Annotated in this window: 8 protein-coding genes; all 8 read left to right on the top strand. The window is 41.7% G+C overall.

Going from position 1 to position 13,139, the window contains the following annotated elements; all coding sequences use genetic code 11:
* Positions 1-14: 14 nt before the first annotated feature.
* The 8 genes from BMW53_RS12775 to BMW53_RS12740 all read left to right on the top strand — a co-directional run bounded on the left by BMW53_RS12775 (position 15) and on the right by BMW53_RS12740 (position 13,126).
* On the top strand, positions 15-599 hold the full coding sequence (locus BMW53_RS12775; protein ID WP_038558044.1) for a hypothetical protein: 585 nt from the start codon (positions 15-17) through the stop codon (positions 597-599).
* Positions 600-1,132: 533 nt separating this feature from the next.
* Positions 1,133-1,717, top strand: coding sequence for a hypothetical protein (locus tag BMW53_RS12770; RefSeq protein WP_139178146.1), 585 nt, complete (start codon positions 1,133-1,135; stop codon positions 1,715-1,717).
* A 503-nt stretch (positions 1,718-2,220) separates the two neighbouring features.
* Positions 2,221-2,802 carry a T9SS type A sorting domain-containing protein gene (locus BMW53_RS12765; RefSeq protein WP_038558048.1) on the top strand — a complete coding sequence of 194 codons (582 nt, stop codon included), beginning with the start codon at positions 2,221-2,223 and terminating at the stop codon, positions 2,800-2,802.
* Positions 2,803-3,082: 280 nt separating this feature from the next.
* Entirely contained in the window at positions 3,083-3,976 is an 894-nt protein-coding gene (locus BMW53_RS12760) for an ABC transporter ATP-binding protein (RefSeq protein ID WP_038558050.1), read from the top strand.
* A gap of 10 nt (positions 3,977-3,986) precedes the next feature.
* Positions 3,987-7,334, top strand: a complete 3,348-nt coding sequence (locus BMW53_RS12755; protein WP_038558052.1) for a golvesin C-terminal-like domain-containing protein — start codon at positions 3,987-3,989, stop codon at positions 7,332-7,334.
* An 86-nt stretch (positions 7,335-7,420) separates the two neighbouring features.
* Entirely contained in the window at positions 7,421-8,917 is a 1,497-nt protein-coding gene (locus BMW53_RS12750; RefSeq protein WP_038558054.1) for a TolC family protein, read from the top strand.
* Between the two features lie 21 nt (positions 8,918-8,938).
* A complete protein-coding gene (locus BMW53_RS12745) occupies positions 8,939-9,997 on the top strand; it encodes an efflux RND transporter periplasmic adaptor subunit (RefSeq protein ID WP_038564524.1) in 1,059 nt (352 codons plus the stop codon).
* Between the two features lie 30 nt (positions 9,998-10,027).
* Positions 10,028-13,126 carry an efflux RND transporter permease subunit gene (locus BMW53_RS12740; protein WP_038558056.1) on the top strand — a complete coding sequence of 1,033 codons (3,099 nt, stop codon included), beginning with the start codon at positions 10,028-10,030 and terminating at the stop codon, positions 13,124-13,126.
* The last annotated feature ends 13 nt before the right edge of the window (positions 13,127-13,139 follow it).

Below are 13,139 nucleotides of genomic sequence, written 5' to 3'. Positions count from 1 at the left end.
TTAAGAAAATAGTTATGAAAACAATTAAATTTTTAACAACAGTGTTGGCGCTGGCAATTGTAGCAGTTGCATCGGCCGTAGAGAAACCGAAAATGGATATCGTACCTTTGTCAGAGGATAGAGCGGTTGTTTCTATTCTTAATGGAGGTGAGGCATTGTTCGAGTTGAGCATTCGTGCTAAAGATGGAGAGTTGGTGTATTATAAAGAATCTGCAAGTCCAGCTCTTACTTATCAGAAGATTTTTGATTTTAAAAATATTGAAGATGGTGATTATTCAATGGATCTTCGCGTAAACGATACTCGTTTGGTGAGAGACATTAATATTTCTTCAAAAGGTATTGTTGTGGGTGAGTCGAAAATGAGAATTGATCCTTACTTCGGATTTGCAAACAATGTATTAAAGCTTACCTATTTAAATTTCGACAACGAAAAGCTGAGTTTGAATATTTATGATGAGAGCGGTTTGGTGTATGCGTCGAAATTGGGTCAGGATTTTAATGTTGCAACAGGTTTTGATCTTTCGGCTTTGGATGCTGGTCGGTACGAAGTAATATTGACTTCAGGAAATAATGACTTTTTGTTTAGTTTAGAAAAATAGATTAGAAAATGTTATTGGTTTAAGAGGCTGTCGGGAATTCCGGCAGCCTTTTTTGTTTTTTAATCCGGCTTTAAGTCGGATTTTTTTATTAGCTGTTTGAAAAAGCGGGGTGTGTTTTTACGAGGAGGAGAATTGCGGATTGGTAGTTGGTTTTATGTTGGTGGGGTTTTGGTGTTTTTAGGAGTGAAAAGTTGTGGTTGGTGTTGTTGTCGAGAGCGACTTGTTGGAGTCGTTAGTGCTTGAAAATAAAGACTATAAGGTATTGTAATCGACTGAATTAACGATTTTTTGAGAATATGCTAAGATATGTTTAATATGGCTGTATTCTAAATGGCACGATAATTGTTAAGCGCCAATTTCGCCGTAATAAGGCTTGGAAACAAGCATGTTAACGCTGTGTTAATAATCTTGATGTTAAGCCGAATGTTAAATATAATGCAGTTAATTAATTTTTTTAACATGTTATTTGGCATGTATGCTGTAAAACATATATGTTTGTAGTGTCATTCAATGTTAAACAAAAAAGAATGGTTATGAAAACAATTAAATTATTATCTACAGTATTGGCAGTTGCGATTGTAGCAGTTGCAACAGCCGTTGAGAAGCCAAAAATGAGTGTAACTCCGTTGTCAGCCGACAAAGCGGTAGTAACAATTCAAAACAACAATGCATCCTTGTTCGAATTGAGCATTCATGCCCAGGATGGCGAGTTGGTTTATTACAAGCAAACAACAAAGCCATTGAGTTCTTACCAAAAGATTTATGATTTCAAAAATCTTAAAAACGGAAATTATTCCATGAATCTTCGCGTAAACGACACGCGTTTAATCCAGGATATCCAGGTAGCATCAAATGGTATCTATGTAGGCGATTCAAAATTAAGAATTGATCCTTACTTTGCTTTTGCCAACGATGTTTTGAAACTTTCTTATTTGAACTTCGATGAGGAAAGATTAAGCTTGAACATTTACGATGAAAACGGTTTGGTTTATAAGTCGGATTTGGGAAAAGCGTTTAATGTAGCTTCAGGATACGATCTTTCAGCTTTGAAAGGTGGAAAGTACGAAGTGATTTTGAGTTCTTTGAATAATGAATTTACGTTTAGTTTAGAAAAATAGTCAGAAAATGTTATTGATTTAGATAAGGCTGTCAGCGATTAACTGATAGCCTTTTTTTTATCTTTTATTTTCTGGTTAATGGTTAAAACCCTGCAATTTTATTGCCGCTGCTTTAGTTTCTTAAATTTCCATTATAAAAGGAAGTAGATTTGAGTACAGAGATTTGAGTATTGAGACTCACTTTCTTTTTCTCTCTACTCATTACTCAATACTCATTACTCAATACTCATTACTCAATACTCATTACTCAATACTTAATGCTCAATACTCATGTATGTTTTGTCAATTATTCTTTTTTGAATTTCATTCAATCTTAAAACTATGTACTTCCATTGCATAGTAGTTTATTTATCCCTGCTTTTTGATGTTGGAGCCGGTTGTTGAGATCGGTTTTTTTTGTGTTGACCGACGCTAACTTGCCGTTGGTCGACTAATTGCCAAATGGCGTAACGAAAGGTGCTGTTTTTGTGTCTATTAAGTAAGAAACAATTAAATGAAAAGTCATGAAAACAAAATTTTGGACTGTTATAGTCCTGGCATTTTTTGTTGCAGGAGCGGCAAGTGCCACCGAGTTACCCAAAATGGAATTTGTACAGGTGAAAGAAAACACGGCAATGCTTGCCTATAGTTTTTCTCACGAAGCACCCTTGCAGGTGAGTCTTACCAATTTCGACGGAGAAGTGCTATACCACAAAGAAACCGAGCATCAGACCGAGTTTAAAAAAATGTTTGATTTTTCGGGGTTGGGCGATGGGCTGTATTGTGTTAGTATCAATTACGGCAATCAGAGTATAAACCGTGTTGTGAAAGTAGAGGATAAGAAAATTAGCGTAAGTAACGCAACGTTTTGTTACGAGCCCTATTTTAGGGTAAAAGGGAAAATGGTGAATGTGTCGTTTCTAAATACCAGGAATAAGCCGGTGTATGTAAATATATACCAAAACGGAGAACATATCGACGGGTCGAATCTTGGCCGCGATGTGAGTATTCAAACCCGCCTGGATTTTAGCCATTTAAAAAGAGGTACCTACGAAGTAGTGTTAACCGACTGCGTGAAAGATCACCGATATACACTAAAATTATAAAAATGGTGTTTTTAATCTGTAATTGTTGACTCCCCGACTTTCTTTATTTGCCCAACGAAAGTATCAGCTTTGCAAGGTTTTGTAGAGCTTTTTTTGTTTTTGTAGTTCTGTGTGTTCGTATTGTTGTGCATTTGCTGTCGCAATGTCTTTTATCTAGTCGTTGGAAACGAAAGAAATCTGCTGAAGCCTGTAATTTAAATCATAAAAGTGCACCAACAATATTAAACGATTTTATGCTTTGTAAGTCCAAAGCAATGTTCTCTTAAAATTTTACTGCAAGGTGCATATTAAAATAGAAAATCTAAACAAAATTTACAAGGGAGGCAGTTACGCTGTTAATAACCTCAACCTTGAAATTCCAAATGGTATGTTTGGCCTTTTGGGTCCAAACGGGGCTGGAAAATCAACCCTTATGCGCATTTTGGTAACCCTGATGAAACCAACAAGCGGCAAAGTATATTTCAACGATTACGAACTTTCGAAACATCGCCGCGAAATTCGCTCGATGTTGGGTTATTTACCTCAGGATTTTAGTTTTTTCTCGAAACTAAAAACTTCGGAGTTTTTAGATTATGCCGCCCGTTTGGCGGGGATGAAAAGCGGAACAGCACGACGAAGTGCGGTTGATCAAATGCTGGAAGAAGTGGGTTTGTTTGAAGTGCGCGACCGGAATGCCAATAAACTTTCGGGCGGTATGAAACGCCGCTTGGGAATTGCCCAGGCGCTGATAAACGATCCGAAGATTATTATTGTGGATGAGCCTACCACCGGCCTCGATCCCGAAGAACGTATTCGTTTCCGTAACCTGCTTTCAACCATTAGTACCCGCGACGTAATTATCATCCTGTCAACACATATTGTTGGCGATATTTCGAGTACCTGCGATAATATGGCATTACTCAACCAGGGGAAACTGGCTTTTGCCGGATCGCCCGAGCAGCTCGTAAAACAAGCCGAAGGCCATGTTTGGCAGATTGAAGCTACCGAACAGGAGTACCTGGAAATAAACGAAAAATATCCTGTAATCTCTACCATCCCGATCGATGGTGGCTGGGAAGTGCAGGTTGTTGCCAATGAGATTGACGGGTATCAGGGAAAACCCATGGAACCGAACCTGGAGCACGCTTATGTGCATTTTATGGAAAACAAACTAAACCAATGGTCTAACGCTTAAAACCGGATAAATGATTTCGTTACATAATATATTTTCGATAGCAAAATACGAGCGGAAAACACTTTTTCGCAGCTGGTTTTTCCGCATATTCAGTATTCTTTCGTTGCTGGTACTGTTCGGATTAAACTTCGGAATGGTGATTGAAGGCGGTGGCGGCGAAAGCTGGGCCATTCGAGCGATTCCGAGTGCAATCCCGTATTTTAATTTGCTGATTTTAAATGTGGCTCAGGCAGTAATTGCGGTGTTTCTGGCCTCCGACTTTTTAAAACGCGATAAAAAATTGGATACCACCGAGGTAATATACATGCGGTCGATGACCAACGGCGAATACGTTATCGGAAAAACACTGGGCAACATGCAGGTGTTTATGATTCTGAATATAGCGGTGGTTATCCTGGCACTTATTTTTAATGCGCTGGCAAAAGGTACTCCCATCGATTGGGTTTCGTACGGCGTGTATTTGGTGCTGATAAGTATTCCAACCCTTGTTTTTATTATGGGGCTGTCGTTTTTGCTGATGAGCGTAATCCGCAACCAGGCCATCACTTTTGTGTTGGTGTTGGGGTATATCGGGATTACCCTCTTTCTTTTACAGGCCAAATATTATTACATTTTCGATTATATGGCCTTTAACATTCCCATGTTAAGTTCCGATATTATTGGATTTAGTAATCTTAGTGTAATTCTTATTCATCGCGGCATATATTTCGGACTGGGTTCAGGCTTCATTTTCCTTACCATTTTCTTGCTGAAACGTTTACCTCAGTCGGAGGCAATGACCTACGTTTCGCTTATTTTTAGTGTTGTATTTATTGGTGGTGCCGGCTTTCTGGCTTTTAATCACATTAATAGTTTCAAAAAAACAGCAGCTTTACGTGCTGATATTATCGAGCTGAATAATCAATATGTAAGCGAGCCGCTGGCCGATGTGCTTTCGCACGATATTGTGCTCGATCATAACGGCGAATCGTTGAGTGTGCAATCGGCAATAATGCTGAAAAACAATTTGCAGCAGCCTTTGTCGAAACTGATTTTTAGTTTGAATGCAGGCCTGGAAATTACCGATCTGAAAGTAAACGGAAAAACAACACCGTTTTTACGCGAAGATCATCTGGTTATCGTTTCCGATCAGCCTGGTTTACAACCGGGCGATAGTGTAAAAGTTGAATTTTCCTACAACGGAACTATCGATGAAGCGTATTGTTACCTGGATATCGACGAAGAATTACGGCAGGAAAAATACGGACAATTTGTATTGAATGTTGACAAGCGTTATGCTTTTGTAACGCCCGATTATGTGTTGCTTACGCGCGAAGCCAACTGGTATCCGAAAGTTGGTGTTACCTATAGCACGGAAGATGTAAGTTGGTACAAACCCGGGTTTGTGGATTATTCGTTAACCGTTAACACAAAAGAAGGATTACAAGCGGTTTCGGAAGGTGAAAGGACAGAGGTTTCGGCAGGTAAGTTCCATTTTGAGCCGCAAACACCGCTCACACAACTTTCGCTGGCCATTGGTAATTACGAATATAAAAGTCTGGAGCATAATGATTTTGAATTTGGCATCTGGCTAATCGAGGGGCACGACCATTTCAGCAATGCTTTCCCGGAATCGAAAGATACGTTGGCCTCAATAATTTCCGAACGTTTCGAAGATTTTAAGCGGGGTTATAATCTCGAGTACAATTCCGAGAAATTGGCATTGGTTGAAGTTCCCGCGCAGTTTAAAACCTACGAGCGCATGTGGACATCGGTGCAGGAAGTTATTCAGCCTGGGCAGGTGCTCATTCAGGAAAAAGGCTACATGTTTCGCGAAGCTGATTTTGAAAAGCAAAAAGAACGAATGGGGCGCTGGAGAGGCCGTGGCGGCGGTGCCGAAATGACCGATGAAGATAAAGAGTTGCGCGTTCTTGAGCAGTTTCTCGAGAAATTTACCGAAGAAAATGAAACCGAACGCCGCTGGTCGCGCGGAGAAATGAGCATGGAGCAGTCGCCAAATCCGTATTTTATTTTTCCTTGGTTGTACAATTTTCAAAACAATATTCAATCGGATAAATGGCCGATTACCAACCGCGTTTTCGAGGCTTATCTAAAAAGTCAGTCCACCGATATGCGATCGCTGTTTATGAGTAGCATGAGTGGCGAAAGCCCCGAGATTATGGCAAATATCGCCCTGCAGGATTATTCGTTCGAAGAAATTCTTGCTGATCCTGACCAAAGCGATATCATAAACAGCGTAATTAAACTGAAAGGCGATGTGCTTTTCTCTACCATAAAACTGGAGGCTGGTGAAGAAGATTTTGAAGATTTTCTGCGCGGTGTGCTGGAAAAGTACAAGTACCAGAATATTTCGTTTGAGGAATTTGACGAAGAAATAAAAGACCGGTTTGGTATCGAGCTGGAACCGATGATGAACAGCTGGTTTACAGCAAAAGCATTGCCGGGCTACCTGGTTTCGCCCATAAAGGGTGTAAAGGTAAAATCGGGAGATGCCATGAAAACCATGATCTCGTTGAAAGTAACCAACTTTTCGGATGTTGATGGTTTGGTAAAACTCACTTTCCGGCTTGCAGGTGGTGGCGGCGGCCGTGGCTTTGGCCCTCCGGGAATGGGCTCGGAAGATACCGTAGATAAGCTGATTGAATTGGCAGCTCACCAAACCAAAGAAATGAGCTACCTTTTTGATGGTGTGCCACGTATGGTGATTTTTAACTCTTTAACATCGAAGAACGTTCCGCAAACCTATATGGAAATGTTTCGCGAAGTGGAAGAAGACCTGAAAGCCAGAGTGTGGGAGGGAGAGCGTATCAGTTCAACACCGGTTCAAACAAAACTGCCTAATGAAGAAATTGTGGATAACGAAGATCCGGGCTTTGAAATAACCGAAAATCACCAGGTTAGCTTGCTCGAAAAACTAATCGTAAAAGAGGAAGAAACAAAACAAAAATATTCGAGTGTAAACAGGTGGAGGCCTCCGTTGTCGTGGACGGCCACAACCAGCGACGAGTTTTACGGCGAGTACGTTCGTTCGGCCTACTACATTAAAGGTGGAAATGGCGAGCAGGTTGCCCGCTGGAATGTGCCGGTGAAAGAGGCCGGTTACTACGATGTGTTTTACCACTTTTATAAAGGGCGCGGATTTGGCCGTAACCGCGGAGAAGAAAAAGGAAGTTTAAACTTTATTATTCATGGCGACGACGGAGCGGAAGAAGCTTTCCTTGATTCGCAAAGTGCCGAAACAGGGTGGGTGCATTTGGGCTCATTTTATTTCTCATCGGAAAAAGCGGTTATCGAATTAACCGATAAAACCGACTTGCGAATGATATACGCCGATGCAGTAAAAATCGTGAAATTATAAAATAAATCAGCATACGTTGCGAACTAAATCATTGTAAAGCAGTGGCGAATTCGGAACGGAACAATTGAAGAAAAATTTTAACTAAGATGAAAACAAAAATCAAACTTATGCGAAAGCTGGCAATTGCCGTGTTTGTTATGGCGGCTGCTACTTTTGCTGTTCAGGCACAGGAGGCCTTAACCCTGGAAAGGGCTTTAAGTATTGCCGAAACGGGAAGCCCTGATTTGAAGCTGTCGTTATTAAATCTCGAGCGTTACCAAAAAAACCTGGAAGCCCAGCGGGCCGCTCTGAAATCGCGTTTCTCGCTACAGGTTAATCCGGTAAATTACAGTAAACAGCGGCGTTTCGATAACCGTGTTTCCGAATGGTACACCAACGAAAACTTCGAAACAAGTACCTTATTTACCGTTGCTCAGCCAATTTTAATAACCGATGGTACCATCTCGCTTACCAACGAGTTTGGCTGGTCGAGTAATAATTCCAGTTCTTCGTTCACCGAAAGTGAGGTGTTTTTTAACAACCTGTATTTGAACCTGAACCAGCCCTTATTTACCTATAATACCTTAAAACTTCAACTGAAGGAGCTGGAGCTGAACTTTGAAAATGCCCGGATAAGTTACGCCATGCAATACTTAAACCTGGAGCGAAATGTAACCGAATTTTTCTACAACGTTTATATGGCGCAAATGAACTTGTCGATTGCAAAAGACGAGCTGGACAATACGCAAAAAAGTTACGACATAATTAAAAACAAGGTGGAAGCCGGTTTGGCTGCAAAAGAAGAAGAATACCAGGCGGAATTGAACCTGGCTACGGCAAAATCTACTTTGCAAAACAATGAGGTGGCTTTTGAGAATGCCAAAGATCAGTTGAAGCTTTATTTGGGCATGGATCTTTTTGAAGATATAATGATTCTGGCCGATGTAAGCGTAAATCCTGTTCCTGTTGATTTGGATAAAGCCATTGAAAATGGTTTGGAATCGAGAATGGAGTTGCGTCAGCGCGAAATCGATGTGGAAACCAGTCAGTTCGATCTTATCCGTACCAAATCGCAGAATGAATTCAGAGGCGATATGAACCTGCGTTTTGGTATTACCGGCGATAACAATGAGTTGGGTAATATTTACCAGAATCCAACAAAAAGTCCGTCGGTAGGTATCAGTTTTAATATTCCAATTTTCGACTGGGGCGAGCGTAAAGCAAGAATTGCCGCCGCCGAAGCTGCTATCGAATCGCAGGAGTTGAACCTGAATGAAGAAAAGAAACAAATTGTGGTTGATATTCGCCAGGTTTACCGTAACATTCTTAACCAGTTGAACCAAATTGAACTGGCAAAACAAAATGAACGCAATGCACAGCTAACCTACGAAATTAACCTGGAGCGTTACGAGAACGGCGACCTGACTGGTATGGATTTAAACCTGTATCAAAACCAGCTGTCGTCGCAAAAAGTGGCATTAAGCCAGGCACTTATAAATTATAAAATCGAATTGCTAAACCTTAAAATACAATCGCTGTACGATTTCGAAAAAAACGAAGCCATTATTCCTGAGGAATTGTATGTAACCGATAATCAAAAATAAACCATGAAAATTATACCAAAAATGAAGCATATAAAATTACTTATCCTGTTAGGTGTTGTTGTTGCCGCCATTTCGTGTAACAACCAAACCGGTTCTGAATCAACAGAATTAGCTGTTCCTGTTTCAGTTGAAAATATCAAACTTAAAAGTATTCAGCAGTTTGTAAGTACTACCGGAACGGCAAAAGCAGTTTACGAAACCGAATTGAGTTCTGAAATTGAAGGAAATTATATTTTACAAACCAACCCAAGAACGGGCCGCAAATTTCAACTGGGCGACCGCGTTGAAAAAGGGCAGGTTATTATAAAACTGGAAAATGCAGAATACCTGAACGGACTGAATATTGAATCGACAAAACTGAACCTTGAGATTTCGGAACAGGAATACGAAAAGCAAAAGTCGCTGTACGAAAAAGGTGGTGTAACCCTGCTCGAAATGCGTAACTCTGAAGTGTCGATGATTTCAGCCAAAAACAATTACGAAAGTGCTGAAATACAGTTGTCAAAAATGCAGGTTGTGGCGCCTTTCTCAGGAGTTGTCGTTGCACTGCCTTATTACACCGAAGGCGTTCGTGTGTCGGCCGGCGAAAGGATGGTTAGCCTGATGAACTACAACAAAATGTATGTAGAGATTAACCTGCCCGAGAAAAACATTTCGGAAGTTACAACCGGGCAGGAAGTAATGATTACGAACTATACGCTTACTGAAGATACGCTTGTGGGGCATGTTACTGAACTGTCGCCAATTATCAGCGACGAAACACGCACATTTACAGGTAAGCTCGAAATTGATAATCCGGAGCTGAAACTGCGTCCGGGAATGTTTATAAAAGCCAACATTATTACGGCTCAGAAAGACAGTGCTGTTGTTATTCCGAAAGACGTGATAATGACCGGTTCGCGTGGAAAGTATGTGTTTATTGTTGGGCGTAACAGCGCTGCCAATGATCGACGTATCACAACAGGTATCTCCAACCAGGATGAAATTGAAGTTACTGAAGGCCTCAGCGCGAACGACCGTTTGATTATAAAAGGATTTGAAACACTCCGCGATAATTCAAAAGTAAAAGTGATTTTATAGTGTAGCCGGTAAAACAAAGACAAATCAGTTATGAAAAAATTAACGCAATTTTCTGTCGATTACCCGGTTACCGTTTTAATGGTGGTGCTTGGCGTTTTGTTGCTGGGCTACATTTCGTACGATAAACTGGGGGTCGATCTGTTTCCCGATCTGAACTCACCCCGCATTTTTGTGGAAGTGACTTCGGGCGAGCGACCTCCGGAAGAAATGGAGCAGCAGTTTGTTGAAAACATCGAAGCGCTTGCCATTCGCCAGTCCGACGTGGTGCAGGTAACTTCTTCCTCAAGGGTAGGATCGGCACAAATAACCGTAGAATACGCCTGGAATAAAGATATGGATGAAGCTTTTCTCGACCTGCAAAAGGCCTTGAATACGCTTACCCAGAATTCCGATATTGACGAACTTCAGATCACTCAACACGATCCAAACACTACGCCGGTAATGATAATCGGGCTGAAGCACAACGAAATTACCAACATGAACGAGCTGCGAAAAGTAGCTGAAAACTACGTGCGTAACGAGTTGGTTCGTTTGGAAGGTGTTGCCGAAGTTGAATTGTCGGGCCAGGAAGAGAGTGAAATAATTATTGAAACCGACATTTATCGCCTCGATGCGCAGGGGCTTACAATGGACGAAGTGGCATCGCGTATTCAGAATTTTAACCGCAACGTTTCGGGTGGGCAAATTACCGACATGGGTACACAATACATCGTAAAAGGTGTATCGCTGTTGCAAACGGTTGAAGATTTTGAAAACCTGATTGTGGGTTACAAAGCTGTTAGCAGCACCGAAACTGCTTCTGCCTCTCAAAACCGCGTTTCAATGGCACCGGTTTATCTGAAAGATGTAGCTGCAGTTTCCATTGGTAATAAAGAACCAACAAACATCGTTCACATCAACGGCGAACGTTGTTTGGGGCTTTCCATCTACAAAGAAACCAAATTCAATACTGTAAATGCGGTTGAGCAAATCAACGAAGCTTTGGTAAATATTGAAAAAGCACTTCCCGGCTACGAATTGATTGGCGTAACCAACCAGGGCCGTTTCATCAGCAGTGCCATTGGCGAAGTGCAGGAAACAGCCTTGCTGGGTATTCTGCTGGCCGTGGTGGTTTTGTTTGTTTTCCTTCGCCGTTTCGGAACCACGCTGATTGTAAGTGTTGCCATTCCAATTTCGATTGTGGCCACTTTCAACCTGATGTATTTCAACCATCTCACCATAAATATTATGACATTGGGAGGGCTCGCCTTAGGTGCGGGTATGCTGGTTGACAATGCCATTGTGGTTTTGGAGAATATTTTCCGAAACCACGAAAATGGTATGAGTGTAAAAGATGCGGCAATTAACGGAACAGCCCAGGTGGGTGGCGCAATTACGGCATCAACACTTACAACGATTATCGTATTCTTACCGATTGTGTATTTGCATGGTGCTTCGGGCGAGTTGTTTAAAGATCAGGCCTGGACAGTGGCTTTTTCGCTGCTTTCGTCGTTGGTAGTGGCCATCTTTTTAATCCCGATGATGTACCACCGTTTTTACAGAAAACAAACTGCACCGCTGAAATCAAAATCGGTAAAAGTCGGCGGTTATGGCCGTTTCTTATCAAAAGTAATTGATGCGAAATGGATGGTGATAATCATTACAACTTTAGCCATTGGTGGCGCCGGATTGTTGATCCCGCACATTGGTACCGAGTTTATGCCTAAAACACAAACGCATGAGCTCACTGTTAACCTGAAATTGCAGGAAGGAACTGAATTGGAACGTACCGAATCGACAGTGAAAAACCTGGAAGGTATTTTAATGGATTACCTGGGCGATAATTTGGATAAAATTTATTCGCAGGCCGGTCCGTCGTCAAGTATTTCAGGCGACCAAAATGCTGTTTTTGAAGGTGAAAATACGGCAGAGTTAAAGGTTATTCTTAAACCTGAAACAACCATTTCAACCGAGAGTATTGTAAAAACACTCGATCAGTTAACGGCTGATATTGAAGGACTGGAAGTTAGTTTTTCTCAGGAAGAAAGTGCGCTGCAATCGATTCTGGGAACCGACGAAGCTCCTGTTGTGGTTGAGGTTCGTGGTGAAGAGCTGGACGAAATTGAGCGCGTTGTTAACCAGGTAAAAGAAAAAATGCAGGGAGTTAACGGACTGTTTAATATTCAAACATCGATTGAAGATGGTGCGCCTGAGGTTGAAATCCACGTTGACCGTATGCGCGCCGGAATGTATAACATCGATATCAATAGTGTAATTTCGCAAATGCAGGATCAGTTGCAGGGGAAAGATGCCGGCGAACTGGAACGCAGCGGCGAAATGCAGGATATTACCATTAAGGTTCCTGAGAAAGGTATCGATGAAATCGGTTCGCTGATTATTACATCGGGCGATCAGGTTTTCCGTTTAAGTGAAATTGCTGATATCAGTTACGGCGTATCGCCTAAAGAAATATTCAGAAGGAATCAAAACCGCATAGGAAAAGTTACAGCACAATTGGAAGATGGTATTCCGCTGGATCATGTGGCAAACGACATCCGCATGCAAACAGCAAGCATTGATTTATTGCCCGATTACCGAATCATGGTAACCGGTGAAGAGGAAAAACGGCAGGAATCGTTGACGAACCTCACTTTTGCGCTGTTGCTTTCTATTGTGTTGGTTTACATGGTGCTGGCCTCGCAGTTTGAGTCACTCATTCACCCGTTTACCATTCTGCTGACAATTCCGCTGGCCGTTGTGGGTAGTGTTCTCGTCTTCTTTATTCTCGGAAAAACATTCAACATTATGGCCATTATCGGGGTGATTATGTTGGTGGGTATTGCCGTAAACGACTCGATTATTCTGGTCGATCGGATCAATCAGCTTATCCGCGAAGGAGTTGAACGAAAACAAGCCATTCTGCAAGCCGGGCAGCAACGTATCCGACCAATTGTAATGACCAGTTTAACAACCATATTAGCCCTGTTACCACTTACCGTTGGTTTTGGCGAAAGTGCATCGCTGCGTTCGCCAATGGCGCTGGCAGTGGTTGGCGGTTTGGTAACATCAACCTTGCTTACCCTTATCGTAATCCCTTGTGTTTACGATGTGTTGGATAGGGTGAGGAGTGTTTTTGTGAAGACGAATTAGAACACAGATGACG

This window comes from Draconibacterium orientale (assembly GCF_900111425.1).
Classification (GTDB): Bacteria; Bacteroidota; Bacteroidia; order Bacteroidales; family Prolixibacteraceae; genus Draconibacterium; species Draconibacterium orientale.
This window is presented reverse-complemented; position numbering and strand designations above follow the sequence as displayed.

Excerpts from the sequence above, each read along its gene's own strand:
- BMW53_RS12770 (WP_139178146.1), top strand. The coding sequence starts at position 1,133 with ATGAAAACAATTAAATTATTATCTACAGTATTGGCAGTTGCGATTGTA.
- BMW53_RS12745 (WP_038564524.1), top strand. The coding sequence starts at position 8,939 with ATGAAGCATATAAAATTACTTATCCTGTTAGGTGTTGTTGTTGCCGCC.
- BMW53_RS12755 (WP_038558052.1), top strand. The coding sequence starts at position 3,987 with ATGATTTCGTTACATAATATATTTTCGATAGCAAAATACGAGCGGAAA.
- BMW53_RS12750 (WP_038558054.1), top strand. The coding sequence starts at position 7,421 with ATGAAAACAAAAATCAAACTTATGCGAAAGCTGGCAATTGCCGTGTTT.
- BMW53_RS12775 (WP_038558044.1), top strand. The coding sequence starts at position 15 with ATGAAAACAATTAAATTTTTAACAACAGTGTTGGCGCTGGCAATTGTA.
- BMW53_RS12765 (WP_038558048.1), top strand. The coding sequence starts at position 2,221 with ATGAAAACAAAATTTTGGACTGTTATAGTCCTGGCATTTTTTGTTGCA.
- BMW53_RS12740 (WP_038558056.1), top strand. The coding sequence starts at position 10,028 with ATGAAAAAATTAACGCAATTTTCTGTCGATTACCCGGTTACCGTTTTA.